This is a genomic window from Corynebacterium glyciniphilum AJ 3170 (assembly GCF_007673095.1).
In the GTDB taxonomy this organism is placed as follows: Bacteria; Actinomycetota; Actinomycetes; order Mycobacteriales; family Mycobacteriaceae; genus Corynebacterium.
The window spans coordinates 280,797-295,058 of sequence record NZ_VDYZ01000001.1; the positions used below are offsets into that span (position 1 = coordinate 280,797).

Genomic DNA, 14,262 nt, shown 5'->3' on the forward strand with positions numbered 1-14,262 from the left:
TTACGCGACACTCGTGTTGTCTAATCATGACCCGCTGTCACAACTGTCGTCGAGGAGGGAACAGCTCATGAGCGAACGGGACACCCGCCGTGAAGTTCTGGCGCAGATCCTCCGGAACGGTCCGGTCAGTGCCACCGACATCAGCGAGGCGCTCGGTCTGAGCGCTGCCGGTGTCCGTCGGCACCTCGACAACATCGTCTCCGACGGACTCGCCGAGACAGTCGAGGCGCCCCGGTCCGTCGGAGGGCGCGCCCGGGGTCGCCCGGCCAGGCTGTACCGGCTGACCGACGCCGGACGAGGACGTTTCGGCCATGATTACGACACACTCGCGCTCCTGGCCCTCCGGGCCCTCCGGGAGACGGGCGGTGATGACGCGGTCGCCGAATTCGCCGACCAGCGGATGCAGGACCTGTTCGGATCAGTCGACGACTCCGTCCCGGAGACCGTCGTGGACCGGGCGGAACGCATCGCCGAGGCGTTGACCGATCGCGGCTACGCCGCCACGGTCGACGAGGCGGCGACCGGCGTCCAGATCTGCCGTCACCATTGTCCGATTCAGGATGTCGCCCACGAGTTCCCCGAACTCTGCGCGGCGGAGCACCGGGTGGTCACCGAACTCCTCGGCCACCACACCCAACCGCTGGCGACGATCGCCGACGGTAACGGCATCTGCACGACACATATCCCGCTGACCACAATCCACCCTTCATCCACGAAGGAGAGCTGACATGACTCAAGCTGCACAATTACCCGACAACAAGGCCCAGAACGCGCCGAAGACCGATGACGAGATCATCGACTCCATCGGCGCATACGGCTACGGCTGGCACGACTCCGACGCCGCCGGCGCCGCTGCCGAGCGAGGCTTGTCAGAGGCCGTCGTCCGGGACATCTCGGCCAAGAAGAACGAGCCCGAGTGGATGCTCGAGCGCCGTCTCAAGGCCCTGAGCACCTTCGACCGCAAGCCGATGCCGACCTGGGGCGCCGACCTCGACGGCATCGACTTCGACAACATCAAGTACTTCGTCCGGTCCACGGAGAAGCAGGCGCAGACGTGGGAGGACCTGCCCGAGGACATCAAGGAGACCTACGACAAGCTCGGCATCCCCGAGGCGGAGAAGCAGCGACTGGTCGCCGGTGTCGCCGCCCAGTACGAGTCCGAGGTCGTCTACCACCAGATCCGTGAGGACCTGGAGAGCCAGGGCGTGATCTTCCTGGACACCGACACGGCGCTCAAGGAGTACCCGGAGCTGTTCAAGGAGCACTTCGGCACGGTCATCCCGGCGGGCGACAACAAGTTCTCCGCCCTGAACACCGCCGTGTGGTCCGGCGGGTCGTTCATCTACGTGCCCAAGGGCGTGCACGTGGACATCCCGCTGCAGGCCTACTTCCGGATCAACACCGAGAACATGGGCCAGTTCGAGCGCACGCTCATCATCGTCGACGAGGACGCCTACGTCCACTACGTCGAGGGCTGCACCGCCCCGATCTACAAGTCGGACTCCCTGCACTCCGCCGTGGTGGAGATCGTCGTCAAGAAGGGCGGCCGGTGCCGCTACACGACCATCCAGAACTGGTCGAACAACGTCTACAACCTCGTCACCAAGCGCACCCGTGCCGAGGAGGGCGCCACCATGGAGTGGGTCGACGGCAACATCGGTTCCAAGGTCACCATGAAGTACCCGGCCGTGTGGATGACCGGACCGCAGGCCAAGGGTGAGGTCCTCTCCGTCGCCTTCGCCGGCGAGAACCAGGTGCAGGACACCGGCGCGAAGATGGTGCACATGGCGCCGTACACCTCCAGCAACATCGTCTCGAAGTCGGTGGCCCGCTCCGGTGGTCGTGCCGCCTACCGCGGCCTGGTCCAGATCAACAAGGAGGCCCACCACTCCAAGGCGAACGTGGAGTGTGACGCCCTCCTGGTCGACTCGATCTCGCGGTCCGACACGTACCCGTACAACGACATCCGCAACGACCACGTCACCCTCGGTCACGAGGCCACCGTCTCCCAGGTGTCCGAGGACCAGCTGTTCTACCTCATGAGCCGTGGGCTCGAGGAGGACGAGGCGATGGCGATGATCGTCCGCGGCTTCGTCGAGCCCATCGCCAAGGAGCTCCCGATGGAGTACGCCCTGGAGCTCAACCGCCTGATCGAACTGCAGATGGAAGGATCGGTGGGTTAACCGATGACCACTCCCGTAACAACCCCGGCGACCACCCCCGCCAACAGCATGCCCACGAAGGGCGACCGGTTCCAGTCCGCCGACCCGGCGGCATTCCCGGTCCCGCACGGCAAGGACGAGGACTGGCGTTTCACCCCGCTGCGCCGTCTGCGCGGCCTCGAGGACACCTCGGCCGGGAAGGCGGCCCCGGCTGCCCGCCCGACCGTCACCGTGGACACCGGTGACCAGGCCGGTGTGAGCTACACCGAGCTCGCCATGGACGACGAGCGCACCGGCCGCGCCGGACTTCCCGTCGACCGCCCCGCCGCCGAGGCGTGGGTCAACAGCACCGTGGCCGACCACGTGCTCGTGGCGAAGGACACCGTCCTCGATGCACCGGTCATCGTCACCCTCACCGGTTCCGGCGACGACGTGACCACCTACGGCACGACCGTCATCGAGCTCGAGGCCCATGCGGAGGCCATCGTCGTCCTGCGCTACCAGGGCGAGGGGGTCCACTCCGACAACCTGGAGTTCGTCGTCGGCGACGGCGCCCGCCTGACCACCGTGGTGTGGGAGGACTGGGGCCGTACCGCGGTACACCTGTCCAACTCGCACATTCTCGTCGGCCGGGACGCGACGGTACGGCACACCGTGGCCACCTTCGGCGGCGACGTCGTGCGCTCCGTCCCGCACGTCCGGTTCACCGGCCCCGGCGGGGACGCGGAACTGTTGGGCGTCTCCTTCGCCGACGCCGGGCAGTACTTCGAGCAGCGCCTGCTGGTCGACCACAGCGAGCCGAACTGCCGCTCCAACGTGCTGTACAAGTCCGCGCTGCAGGGCGAGACCGGACGCCACGGCTCCGAGGCCCGCACCGTGTGGATCGGCGACGTGCTGATCCGGCCCGAGGCAACCGGCACGGACACCTATGAGACGAACAAGAACCTCGTGCTCACCGAGGGCGCACGCGCCGATGCCGTGCCGAACCTGGAGATCCAGACCGGTGAGATCGTCGGTGCCGGCCACGCCGCCACCGTCGGGCGCTTCGACGACGAGCACATGTTCTACCTGAAGTCCCGCGGCATCTCCGACGAAGAGGCCCGCCGACTGATCATCCGCGGCTTCTTCACCGACGTCATCCGCCGCGTCCCGGTCGAGAGCATCCGCGAGAACCTCGAGGACGTCGTCGAGCAGGAACTCGCGAACACCGTCCTCTGATCCAGCTGAATATTCTTCACACTCCAGGTTAGGAACAACGAACACACAATGAGCACTCTCGAGATCAAGAACCTCCACGCACAGGTGGTCCCCCAGGACGAGAACGAGGATCCCAAGCCGATCCTCCACGGCGTCAACCTCACCGTGAACTCCGGTGAGACCCACGCCATCATGGGCCCGAACGGCTCCGGCAAGTCCACCCTGTCCTACGCGATCGCCGGCCACCCCCGGTACGAGATCACCGAGGGCGAGGTCCTCCTCGACGGCGAGAACCTGCTGGACATGGACGTCTCCGAGCGCGCCCGCGCCGGACTCTTCCTCGCCATGCAGTACCCGGTGGAGGTCCCCGGGGTCTCCATGGCCAACTTCCTGCGCTCCGCGGCCACCGCCGTGCGCGGCGAGGCCCCGAAGCTGCGCCAGTGGGTCAAGGAGGCACGCACCGCCATGGACGAGCTGGAGATCGACCCGGCCTTCTCCGAGCGTTCCGTCAACGAGGGGTTCTCCGGCGGCGAGAAGAAGCGCCACGAGATCCTGCAGCTGTCCCTGCTGAAGCCGAAGTTCGCCATCCTCGACGAGACCGACTCCGGCCTGGACGTCGACGCCCTGCGCACCGTCTCTGAGGGCATCAACCGCTACAAGGAGCGCGAGGACGGTGGCCTGATCATGATCACCCACTACCAGCGCATCCTGAACTACGTGAAGCCCGACTTCGTCCACGTCTTCGCCAAGGGACGTGTCGTCGAGTCCGGCGGCCCCGAGCTCGCCCAGGAACTCGAGGAGCACGGCTACGAGCGATTCACCGCAAAGGCCTGATAACGAATGACCCCACTGGACACCGCCGCCATCAGGGCGGACTTCCCGATCCTGTCACGCACGGTACGGGACGGTCGTCCACTCGTGTACCTGGATTCCGGTGCGACCGCGCAACGGCCGCTCCAGGTCCTCGACGCCGAGCGGACCTTCCTCACGGAGCACAACGCCCCCGTCCACCGTGGTGCCTACGAGATCGCCGAGGAGGCGACCGACTCCTACGAGACTGCACGCGACGCCGTCGCACGGTTCGTCGGTGCCGCTGACGAGGAGATCGCGTTCACCAAGAACGCGACGGAGGCGCTCAACGAGGTCGCCTTCATGCTGGGCGACCCGCGTGCGGGTGACCTGGCGGTCGGTCCCGGCGACGAGATCGTCATCTCGGAGATCGAGCACCACGCCAACCTCGTGCCGTGGCAGGAGCTCGCGCAGCGCACGGGTGCCACCCTGCGGTGGTATTCGGCCACCCCGGACGGGCGCATCGACCTCGACAGCCTCGAGCTCTCCGAGCGCACCAAGGTCGTCGCGCTGAGCCACCAGTCCAATGTGACCGGTGCCCAGCTCGATGTCGTGGAGGCCGTGCGCCGTGCCCGGGCCGTCGGCGCTCTCTTCGTCCTGGACGCGTGCCAGTCCGTGCCGCACATGCCGGTGGATTTCCACGCCCTGGACGTCGACTTCGCCGCGTTCTCCGGGCACAAGATGCTCGGCCCCAACGGCGTCGGCGTGCTCTACGGCAAGTCGCACCTGTTGGAGACCCTGCCGCCGTTCCTCACCGGTGGGTCGATGATCGAGATCGTCACCATGGAGAAGACGACCTATGCGGCTCCTCCGCAGCGTTTCGAGGCCGGAACCCAGATGACCTCCCAGGTCGTCGGACTGGGTGCCGCGGTCGAGTACCTGCGGAAGATCGGCATGGACAACATCGCCGCACACGAGCACGACATCACCGGCTACGCCCTTGAGCGGCTGTCCACGGTCGAGGGTCTGCGGATCATCGGACCGACCGAGAACGTGGACCGGGGCTGCGCGGTCAGTTTCGTCGTCGACGGAATCCACCCGCACGACCTCGGACAGGTTCTCGACGACAACGGTGTGTGCATCCGGGTCGGCCACCACTGTGCCTGGCCGGCCCACCGTGCCCTCGGTGTCCAGGCGACGGCCCGCGCCAGCTTCTACCTGTACAACACGCTCGACGAGGTCGATGCACTGGTCGACGCGATCCGTGCCGCCCAGCGGTTCTTCGGTACCGTCGCCGAGGAGGACCAGAACGTGAGGCAGCCCCAGTGAAACTTGAGCAGATGTACCAGGAGGTCATCCTGGACCACTACAAGCATCCGCAGCACGCGGGGCTCCGGACGCCGTTCAACGCCGAGGTCCACCACGTGAACACCTCCTGCGGCGACGAGGTCACCCTGCGCGTCACCTTGTCGGACGACCTCGGCACGGTCACCGACATCTCCTACGACGCCACGGGATGCTCGATCAGCCAGGCCGCGACGTCGGTGATGGCTGAGGAGCTCACCGGTCTGAGCGTGCCCGAGGCCATGGCGAAGCTGGCGGAGTTCGAGAAGATGGTGACCTCTCGCGGCACCGTCGAGGGTGACGAGGACGTCATCGGCGACGGCGTGGCCTTCGCCGGCGTGTCCAAGTACCCCGCCCGCGTGAAATGCGCACTGCTGGGGTGGAAGGCCTTCGAGGCCGCCACGAGCGAGTCAACCAACAAGAAGTAAGGATCCACCATGAGTGACGACACCACCACCGACACGGCCACCGGCACCGCCGCCGAGCCGTCGTCCCCGCAGATGGACCCCAATCCGCTGGACGCCGTCCCGGAGCCTCCGAAGGAGATCTCGCAGGAGGACGTGATGCTCTCCGACCAGATCGAGGAGGCGATGCTCGACGTCATCGACCCCGAGCTGGGGATCAACGTCGTGGACCTCGGCCTGGTGTACCAGGTCTGGGTAGAGCGCACCGACAAGGGCACCGAGGCGGTCATCAACATGACGCTGACCTCGCCGGCGTGTCCGCTGACCGACATGCTCGAGGACCAGGCCACCACTGCCGTGGTGGACGGGATCGAACAGGTCTCGGCACTGCGGATCAACTGGGTCTGGTCCCCGCCGTGGGGCCCGCACATGATCAACGCCGACGGCCGGGAGCAGCTGCGTTACCTCGGTTTCAGCGTGTAACGGGACGCAGACACTTTCGACCCGGAAGTAACCACCATGTGGGGTACGCGTACAGGCCTGTACGCGTACCCCACGTGGTGGTTTTTTCTGGTTCCCCCGTCAGGACGAGCGACGGGCGAAGAACATGTCCCTCAGCACCCCGGGCAGCGGACGGAGGAACGGCAGCACCCGCCGCGGATACCTGGCCAGTGACAGCATCGTCACGGCGACCCGTCCTCCGTGCTGCCCGGCCAGGTAGGAGGACTGCAGTCGTGGCGGCAGGTCGAAGAAGGCGTCGAAGAAACGCCGTAGTGTCGGCCCGTCGGAAACAGTGACCAGTTCAGCACCGAACAGTCGGAGCCGGTGGGCCAGCGCCGCCGAGAGCCGCTCCCTCCGGGGGAGTGTGCCGTGTTCGAGGAGATGCAGCATCCGGTCGACGGTGGCCGCTGATTCGGCGACGGAGTATCCGGTGGCCGGATGTGTCATCCCGCCCGCAGCCCCGAACACCGCGACGCCGTCACGGATGCCCGTGTACCAGCCGCGCACCCGGCGGTCGACAGGGAAGTGGACCGTCTCGGTGGTGATGACGGGCGACAGTTCCACTCCCGCGCCGACAGCGGGGACACGCGCGGTGAGCCGTCGCTTCAGAAGGTCGGTCATCGGCCGGGTCTGTTCCCTGGTCACCAGGATCGTCTCCTCGTACAACATCCCGTCCTCGACGGGCTGCACGTACAGGAAACTGGGTGGATCCGGCAGCTCCGCGGGGTCCTCGTCCGGGGCGGCGGGACGCCAGTCCATGAAAACCGGGGGGCCGTCGTGTTCACCAGGTTCCAGGACAACGCCGTACGCGATCTGACGGATGGCCCCGGGACGGTCGACGACCCCCCGACAATCGACGACGACATCGGCCTCCAACAGCCCCGGGTCCAGGTCGTCGATCTTTCTGCGGTGCAGGTTCAGTCGCTTCCCGGCGGTGGACAACCGCTGCCGTGTGGCGTCCCGGTCAATCATGCCGTACCGCCGCCCGGTCAGTGTACGTCGACGGGGAGTGTGCACCTCGAGGGCCGGGGAGACGGCCGAGAACGTGAGCACGGTACGCGCCCACGCGGGAAGATCGTCCAGGAAGACGCCGTAGGTGTTGGTCCACCGGGGAAGCAGGAGGTCGCCGGTGGTGGTCACCTCGCACCGCGGGTCGTAGGCGTCCACCGTCCAGCCGGTCGTCGCGGCTCTGTGGGCGAGCAGCGCTCCGGCCGGGCCGAGGCCGATGACGGCGATGTGCATGCTGGCGGGCTCCTGGATCGATCGTTCGGCAGTGGGCGACGGGGTGCCCGGGTCGACGGGGTTGAAACAGCACCCCCGCACCCGTGGCTTTGCTGTAGGCTTCCTTATCATCAGCAAAAGGTAGGCTCATAAGCATGAATGCAGGACATCGTCGCCGTGTCTTGTCCCATCCTCGTACATGACTCTACCCCCGAGCCTGATGCGCGGAGTAAGTATCGTTCACGAAACACTATCCAAATGAGCGTAAAAAGTTTATATTGATATCTGTCCAACAGGCCGAGGCCGGAAGGACCAGATGTCCGGAGGCCCGGGGGGCCCTGCTGTTCCGGAACTCAGCGGAAGTGGTGGGTGGGTCGCCCGCGAACCTCGACCAGAGGATCGACGCGGCTCTCTCCCTAGGGGGGAGAAGGAGAGCGCGGCGCCCACCTCCACGACTGCAGGGCCTCGGTGATACGATGGACCGTTGTGATTGTTACTCAGGACCTCGAGGTGCGGGTGGGGGCTCGCACCCTCCTCAACGCGCCCGGCCAGCAGCTCCGCGTCCAACCGGGGGACCGTATCGGCCTCGTCGGCCGTAATGGTGCCGGGAAGACGACCTCCATGCGCATCCTCGCAGGCGAGGGAGAGCCCTACGGCGGCACCGTGACCCGCGCCGGTGAGATCGGCTACCTCCCGCAGGACTCCAAGGAGGGCGACATCGAACAGACCGCCCGCGACCGTGTGCTCTCGGCCCGGGGTCTGGACCAGCTGCGGTCCTCGATGGACCGCCAGCAGGAGCTCATGGAGTCCGGCACCGACTCCCAACGCGATGCCGCCATCATCAAGTACAGCCGTCTCGAGGAGCGGTACGCCTCTCTCGGCGGTTATGAGGCCGACTCCGAGGCTGCCCGCATCTGTGACGGTCTCGGCCTGCCGCAGCGCATCCTCGACCAGCAGCTCAAGACGCTCTCAGGTGGCCAGCGTCGCCGCGTGGAGCTCGCCCAGATCCTCTTCGCCGCGACGTCCGGGTCAGGGCGCTCGGAGACGACGCTGCTGCTCGACGAACCCACCAACCACCTCGACGCGGATTCGATCTCCTGGCTCCGTGACTTCCTGCAGCGCCACGAGGGGGGTCTGGTCATGATCTCCCACGACGTCGAGCTCCTTGAGGCCGTCGTCAACAAGGTCTGGTTCCTCGACGCCGTGCGTGGCGAGGCCGACGTCTACAACATGACCTGGAAGAAGTACCTGGACGCCCGCGCCACCGATGAGGCCCGTCGGCGTCGCGAGAAAGCCAATGCGGAGAAGAAGGCGGGGGCCCTTCGCCAGCAGGCGGCGAAGCTCGGGGCGAAGGCCACCAAGGCGGCCGCAGCCAAGCAGATGATCGCCCGGGCGGACCGCATGATCGACGATCTCGACGAGGTCCGCCAGGACGACAAGTACGCCAACATCTCCTTCCCCGAGCCTGCGCCCTGCGGGAAGACACCGATGAACGCCACGGGTCTGACGAAGATGTACGGCTCCCTGGAGGTCTTCGCCGGCGTCGACCTCGCCGTCGACCGTGGTTCGCGTGTCGTCGTCCTGGGCTTCAACGGTGCCGGTAAGACGACCCTGCTGAAGCTCCTCGCCGGTGTGGAGCGGACCGACGGAGAAGGTGGCATCGTCAGCGGGTACGGCCTCAAGGTGGGCTACTTCGCCCAGGAGCACGACACGATCGACCCGGACGCCAGCGTCTGGGACAACGCGATCCAGGCATGCCCTGAGGCCGGTGAGCAGGACCTCCGTGGTCTCCTCGGTGCATTCATGTTCTCCGGGGAGCAGCTCAACCAGCCGGCCGGGACGCTCTCGGGCGGTGAGAAGACCCGGCTCGCCCTGGCGACGCTGGTGAGTTCGCGGGCGAACGTCCTGCTGCTGGACGAGCCGACCAACAACCTCGACCCGCAGTCGCGCGAGCAGGTCCTCAATGCGCTGCGCACCTACACCGGTGCCGTCATCCTGGTCACCCATGACCCGGGAGCGGTGAGGGCACTGGAACCGGAACGTGTGATCGTCCTACCGGACGGCGACGAGGACCTGTGGTCGGACGCCTACATGGATATCGTGGAACTCGCCTGACCGGGGTATCCCGGAGGATACTGTCGGGGGATGGAAACAAACCACACCCCCGACACCACCCGACCCGGCGCCGGCCGTGCACGGCAGGACACCATCTACCGCTCCGGAGTGTCCGGCATCCGTCCGGCCGTCCCCACCGACGCTGCCGGCCTGGAACGTGCGGCCCGTCGGGCGATGTCCCGGAAGGCGTGGGCCTACATCAACGGCAGCGCCGGCGAGGGGCGGACGCACGACAGCAACCGGGCGGCTTTCGACAGTTACCGCGTCGTGCCCCGTATGGCACACGGCGTCAAGGAAAGAAACTTGTCGACGACGGTATTAGGTCAGGAGCTGTCGTCGCCACTCCTTCTCGCCCCGGTCGGCGCCGGCGCACTCGTCCATCCGGACAGTGACCTCATGATCGCCCGGGCGGCAGGACGCACTGACGTCCCGTACGTGGTGAGCAACCAGGGCAGCTCCGCACTGGAGGACATCGCCGCGGCATGCCAGGGCGCACGGACCCCCGAAAAGTCAAGGGAAAATGCTGGACACTGGTTCCAGTTGTACTGGTCGACGGATGAACAGTTGGTCGACAGCCTCATCGCCCGTGCGGAAGACAGCGGTGCCGGGGCACTGGTGGTCACGCTCGATACCACTGTGCTGGGCTGGCGCCCGCAGGACCTGAACCTGGGGTCCCTGCCGTTCTCCCGGGGACAGGGCATCGCCCAGTACACCTCCGACAACCGGTTCCTGCGGATCGTCCGGCAGCGTCTCCGCGACAAGGACTCCGGCGGCACCGCCGGGGTACGTGTCACGCCGGCGGCGGTGGCGTCCCTGCTCTCCATCGCCCGCCGCCATCCGGGCCCCACGCTACGCAATCTTCTGGCCCCGGAGCCCCGGGCGTCCGTGGAGACGTTCCTGGACATCTACTCGAACCCCGGCCTGGACTGGGACCTGCTGGCGACGCTGAAGCAGCGTACATCGCTACCGGTCGTGTTCAAGGGGATCCTGCACGCCGATGACGCGGAGCGCGCCTTCGAGGTCGGGGCGGACGCGATCATCGTGTCCAACCACGGGGGACGTCAGGTGGACGGTGCCGTGGCCTCGCTCGATGCCCTGGTCGAGGTCAGGGAACGCATCGGCGACGGTCCGACCGTCCTGCTGGACTCCGGTGTCCGGACCGGACGGGACGTCGCTGTCGCGCTGGCTCTCGGTGCGGACGCCGTCCTGCTGGGGAGGCCCCACATGTACGGACTCGCCGTGGCCGGCGAGCAGGGCGTCCGCGAGGTCGTGGAGAATGTCCTGGCCGACCTGGACCTGACCATGGCACTGGTCGGTGCCCCGGACGTCGCCGGACTCCGGGAGATGGAGCTGCGGCGCTCAGTCCCGGCCCCGTCCCGGGTCACCGCACGCCGGCAGCTCTGAGAGCGGCACCGATCTGCGTCAACGACAGGTTCGTGGTGACGGTCGCGGATGCTGCCATGGTCTCCGTCGAACCCGCCACATACCGTGCGACAGTCCAGCCGTTGGTGTACTCCGGCTCGAACGCGTCCACCGGGTTCGGGGCACTGACCAGGTCGTGCGGGGCGCCGTCATGATTGGCCAGTGCCTGGAAGGGATCCGTGACCACGGTGAACGTCGGGCTTCCGTCAGTGGGGTGCACCTCCACCACGGCCCGGAACCAGTACCTGTTGTCCTGGTTGGCCCCCTGACTGTTGGCCCTGCCGTGTGTCACGCGGCGGTCGACCCACACCGCCCCCACCCGGGCAGGCGCGAAGCGGAGCCAACCGTTCTGCCATGCCGTCGCCAGCGCCACTAGTCTTCTCCGGCGACTCCGCGCGGACAACACCGTGAACGCCAGTATCCCGGCCCCCAGCACGAGCAGGACGCTGCCCACGCCCACGCCGGACACTGAGCCCGCACCGAGCAGGAGCAGGCCGACGAGGGCGACGGCGCAGGCGGACACGACGAGCACGAGTTGCGCGGTCGCCAGCCCGAAGAGCCGGGCACCGGCGACGGGCATCGTCCCGTTGTCGCGCAGCGCCTCCGTCACCGCGGCATCGTCCGGGGGCAGGGGACAGGGGGCGCTGAACCTCCCCTCCGCATATGCCGTCGAAATCAGGTCACCCGGATCGGCGATGACGGTGGCGCTTCGGGCGTGGGTGAATATCCTGGGCACGTCCGTCGGTCCCCTCAGTTACGGAACCCGTGGACCGGTGCGGGGATGTAGCCGCCGCGTGCGATGAACTCCGCGCTGCTGACGGTACTGACCGGCATGACCGGTGCATGGCCGAGCAGGCCGCCGAAGTCGACGTCGTCGCCGGGGACAGTGCCGACGGCGGGGACCACCCGCACGGCGGTGGTCTTGTGGTTCATCACGCCGATGGCCGCCTCGTCGGCGATCATGCCCGCGATGGAGGACGCCGGGGTGTCACCGGGAATCGCGATCATGTCCAGGCCGACCGAACAGATCGCGGTCATCGCCTCGAGCTTCTCGATGGTCAGATTTCCGGCCCGGACCGCCTCGATCATCCCGGCGTCCTCCGACACCGGGATGAAGGAACCCGAGAGCCCTCCGACGCGTGAGCAGGCCATCATGCCGCCCTTCTTCACTGCGTCGTTGAGCAGTGCCAGGGCGGCGGTGGTGCCGTGTCCGCCGACCTGCCCGAGCCCCATGTGCTCCAGAATGTGGGCGACCGAGTCACCGATGTCGGCGGTCGGTGCGAGGGACAGATCCACGATCCCGAAGGGGACGCCGAGACGGTCGGCGGCCATCGTGCCGACGAGCTGCCCGGTGCGGGTCACCTTGAACGCCGCCTTCTTGATCTCCTCGGCGATCTCGTTGAGGGAGGCCTCCGGCCCCAGGGCGGCGACAGCGCGGTCGACGACCCCGGGCCCCGAGACACCGACACTGATCACGCAGTCGGGCTCCTCGATCCCGTGGAACGCCCCGGCCATGAACGGGTTGTCCCCGACGGAGTTGGCGAAGACCACCAGTTTCGCGCAGGCGATGGAGCTGCGGTCCGAGGTCGCCTCGGCGCAGTCCTTGACGACCTGGCCCATCTCGCGCACGGCGTTCATGTTGATGCCGGCACGGGAGGACGCGATGTTCACCGAGGAACAGACCACGTCTGTCTCACTGAGCGCCTCCGGAATCGACCGGATCAGACGCTTGTCCCCGGCAGAACCGCCCTTCTCGACGAGCGCGGAGTATCCGCCGATGAAATTCACCCCGGCGGCCACGGCCGCGCGGTCGAGGGCGCGGGCGATGTCGACGGGGTCGCAGCCCGGGACCGCCGAGGACACCAGGGCCACCGGGGTGACGGAGATGCGCTTGTTGACGATCGGGACCCCCAGTTCCTCCTCGATGCCGCTGCAGACGGGCACGAGGCTCTCGGCACGGGAGGTCACCAGGTCGTAGACGGCCTCGCAGGTGGCTTCCGGGGTGGCACGGACCGCGGGCAGGAGGTTGATCCCCATGGTCACCGTGCGGATGTCCAGGCGGTAACGCTGGATCATCTCGATGGTCTCGAGGATCGAGGACGAAGGCAGGAATGCAGTCATTGGTCGGCGTACCTCAGATCTCGTGCATCGCGTCGAAAATCGCCTGCGACTGGATCGTGATGACCAGCTTCTCCCTCTGCTCCACCTCGGACATCCGCCCGTTGACATCGGTGACCGACAGCGCGTCGGGAAGCTCGACGTGCAGGATCATCGTGAACCAGTCGTCCATGATGGTCTGGGAGACGTTACGGATGTTGATCTCCAGCTCAGCACATGCGGTCGACACGGCTGCGATGATTCCGGTGTGGTCTCGTCCGGTAACGGTCATGATCGCGATCATGGGACACCATGCTACTTGTCTGGTAAAGGATGGCACCCACCGGGCCGGTAGGGCTCTGATCGGTGGGTGCCGTGTGCCGAGCGGTGCGAGGGCGTGGTGGTCAGGCCCGGTTCTCCGAGGAACGCAGGGACTGCTCGACGATGTCGAGCGCCTCGGGGAGCAGGCCGCTCTCACGGTCCGACACCAGGTGCGCCATGACCCCCTCCAGCACCAGCTCCAGTAACTGGAGCGTGGTGGCGGTGGAGATGTCGGTACGGAGCCTGCCGGACTCGCGTTGTTCCTCGAGTCGCTCGGTGACCGCCGTGCGCAGGGCGTTCTGGTCCTGTTCCCAGACGTCCCGCAACTGGTCGTCGAGGCGGATCCTGCGGGTGATCTCCACCCTCAGGCCCCACCATTCGGCGAGTTCGGGGTCCTCGAGGAGGTACCGGATCAGGCCGATCATGCCCCGGTTCCCGGCGAGGTCGGTCATGCGGACCATGTCGCGGTGGGCCACTTCCCGGAACAGGGTCTCCTTGTTCCGGAAGTGGTGGAAGATCGCCCCCCGCGACTTGCCGGTCTCCTTCTCCAGTCGCGAGACCGTGGCGCCGTCGTACCCGTAGGTGACGAAGCAGGTCCTGGCCGCGCGCAGGATGTCGGTGCGCCGCTCGGAAAGGTCGGTTTCACTGACCTTAGGCATGGACAGTGCCCCTTTCCGGTACACGTCCGC

General features: G+C 67.0%; 14 protein-coding genes. 9 read left to right on the forward strand and 5 right to left on the reverse strand.

Going from position 1 to position 14,262, the window contains the following annotated elements; translation table 11 throughout:
* Positions 1–67 precede the first annotated feature (67 nt).
* Genes FS507_RS01320 through FS507_RS01350 form a run of 7 tightly spaced genes read left to right on the forward strand, consistent with a single transcriptional unit; the run spans position 68 to position 6,379 of the window.
* Positions 68–727 carry a helix-turn-helix transcriptional regulator gene (locus FS507_RS01320; protein WP_145941031.1) on the forward strand — a complete coding sequence of 220 codons (660 nt, stop codon included), beginning with the start codon at positions 68–70 and terminating at the stop codon, positions 725–727.
* Position 728: 1 nt separating this feature from the next.
* Positions 729–2,183, forward strand: coding sequence for a Fe-S cluster assembly protein SufB (gene sufB, locus FS507_RS01325; RefSeq protein ID WP_145941032.1), 1,455 nt, complete (start codon positions 729–731; stop codon positions 2,181–2,183).
* A gap of 3 nt (positions 2,184–2,186) precedes the next feature.
* A complete protein-coding gene (gene sufD, locus FS507_RS01330) occupies positions 2,187–3,380 on the forward strand; it encodes a Fe-S cluster assembly protein SufD (RefSeq protein ID WP_145941033.1) in 1,194 nt (397 codons plus the stop codon).
* Positions 3,381–3,428: 48 nt separating this feature from the next.
* Positions 3,429–4,193, forward strand: a complete 765-nt coding sequence (sufC, locus tag FS507_RS01335; RefSeq protein WP_038548577.1) for a Fe-S cluster assembly ATPase SufC — start codon at positions 3,429–3,431, stop codon at positions 4,191–4,193.
* A 6-nt stretch (positions 4,194–4,199) separates the two neighbouring features.
* Complete coding sequence (locus tag FS507_RS01340; protein ID WP_145941034.1) at positions 4,200–5,477, forward strand: cysteine desulfurase; 1,278 nt, start codon at positions 4,200–4,202, stop codon at positions 5,475–5,477.
* Positions 5,474–5,920 carry a Fe-S cluster assembly sulfur transfer protein SufU gene (gene sufU, locus FS507_RS01345; RefSeq protein WP_075815994.1) on the forward strand — a complete coding sequence of 149 codons (447 nt, stop codon included), beginning with the start codon at positions 5,474–5,476 and terminating at the stop codon, positions 5,918–5,920. The genes FS507_RS01340 and sufU overlap by 4 nt, the downstream gene beginning before the upstream one ends.
* Positions 5,921–5,929: 9 nt before the next feature.
* Complete coding sequence (locus FS507_RS01350; protein ID WP_145941035.1) at positions 5,930–6,379, forward strand: metal-sulfur cluster assembly factor; 450 nt, start codon at positions 5,930–5,932, stop codon at positions 6,377–6,379.
* A gap of 99 nt (positions 6,380–6,478) precedes the next feature.
* On the opposite strand, the gene FS507_RS01355 is transcribed toward FS507_RS01350, so the two are convergent.
* Positions 6,479–7,750 (reverse strand): lycopene cyclase family protein, encoded by a 1,272-nt coding sequence (locus FS507_RS01355; RefSeq protein ID WP_260853088.1) that lies wholly within the window; start codon positions 7,748–7,750, stop codon positions 6,479–6,481.
* Between the two features lie 354 nt (positions 7,751–8,104).
* Here FS507_RS01355 and FS507_RS01360 point away from each other — a divergent pair, with 354 nt between their 5' ends.
* Together FS507_RS01360 and FS507_RS01365 are read left to right on the forward strand one after the other, a co-directional pair.
* Complete coding sequence (locus tag FS507_RS01360; RefSeq protein ID WP_145941036.1) at positions 8,105–9,733, forward strand: ABC-F family ATP-binding cassette domain-containing protein; 1,629 nt, start codon at positions 8,105–8,107, stop codon at positions 9,731–9,733.
* 30 nt (positions 9,734–9,763) lie between these two features.
* A complete protein-coding gene (locus FS507_RS01365; RefSeq protein ID WP_145941037.1) occupies positions 9,764–11,137 on the forward strand; it encodes an alpha-hydroxy-acid oxidizing protein in 1,374 nt (457 codons plus the stop codon).
* Here FS507_RS01365 and FS507_RS01370 read toward each other — a convergent pair.
* The 4 genes from FS507_RS01370 to FS507_RS01385 all read right to left on the reverse strand — a co-directional run bounded on the left by FS507_RS01370 (position 11,115) and on the right by FS507_RS01385 (position 14,232).
* Complete coding sequence (locus tag FS507_RS01370; RefSeq protein ID WP_145941038.1) at positions 11,115–11,891, reverse strand: hypothetical protein; 777 nt, start codon at positions 11,889–11,891, stop codon at positions 11,115–11,117. The genes FS507_RS01365 and FS507_RS01370 overlap by 23 nt on opposite strands.
* Before the next feature lie 14 nt (positions 11,892–11,905).
* On the reverse strand, positions 11,906–13,276 hold the full coding sequence (locus FS507_RS01375) for a PFL family protein (protein WP_145941039.1): 1,371 nt from the start codon (positions 13,274–13,276) through the stop codon (positions 11,906–11,908).
* A gap of 13 nt (positions 13,277–13,289) precedes the next feature.
* The gene (locus FS507_RS01380; protein ID WP_145941040.1) at positions 13,290–13,556 is read right to left on the reverse strand and encodes an ACT domain-containing protein; all 267 of its coding nucleotides are present in this window, start codon (positions 13,554–13,556) and stop codon (positions 13,290–13,292) included.
* 100 nt (positions 13,557–13,656) lie between these two features.
* Positions 13,657–14,232, reverse strand: coding sequence for a TetR/AcrR family transcriptional regulator (locus tag FS507_RS01385; RefSeq protein ID WP_145941041.1), 576 nt, complete (start codon positions 14,230–14,232; stop codon positions 13,657–13,659).
* Between the last annotated feature and the right edge of the window lie 30 nt (positions 14,233–14,262).

Excerpts from the sequence above, each read along its gene's own strand:
- FS507_RS01320 (WP_145941031.1), top strand. The coding sequence starts at position 68 with ATGAGCGAACGGGACACCCGCCGTGAAGTTCTGGCGCAGATCCTCCGG.
- sufB (WP_145941032.1), top strand. The coding sequence starts at position 729 with ATGACTCAAGCTGCACAATTACCCGACAACAAGGCCCAGAACGCGCCG.
- sufD (WP_145941033.1), top strand. The coding sequence starts at position 2,187 with ATGACCACTCCCGTAACAACCCCGGCGACCACCCCCGCCAACAGCATG.
- sufC (WP_038548577.1), top strand. The coding sequence starts at position 3,429 with ATGAGCACTCTCGAGATCAAGAACCTCCACGCACAGGTGGTCCCCCAG.
- FS507_RS01340 (WP_145941034.1), top strand. The coding sequence starts at position 4,200 with ATGACCCCACTGGACACCGCCGCCATCAGGGCGGACTTCCCGATCCTG.
- FS507_RS01350 (WP_145941035.1), top strand. The coding sequence starts at position 5,930 with ATGAGTGACGACACCACCACCGACACGGCCACCGGCACCGCCGCCGAG.
- FS507_RS01355 (WP_260853088.1), bottom strand. The coding sequence starts at position 7,750 with ATGATAAGGAAGCCTACAGCAAAGCCACGGGTGCGGGGGTGCTGTTTC.
- FS507_RS01365 (WP_145941037.1), top strand. The coding sequence starts at position 9,764 with ATGGAAACAAACCACACCCCCGACACCACCCGACCCGGCGCCGGCCGT.
- FS507_RS01375 (WP_145941039.1), bottom strand. The coding sequence starts at position 13,276 with ATGACTGCATTCCTGCCTTCGTCCTCGATCCTCGAGACCATCGAGATG.
- FS507_RS01380 (WP_145941040.1), bottom strand. The coding sequence starts at position 13,556 with ATGATCGCGATCATGACCGTTACCGGACGAGACCACACCGGAATCATC.
- FS507_RS01385 (WP_145941041.1), bottom strand. The coding sequence starts at position 14,232 with ATGCCTAAGGTCAGTGAAACCGACCTTTCCGAGCGGCGCACCGACATC.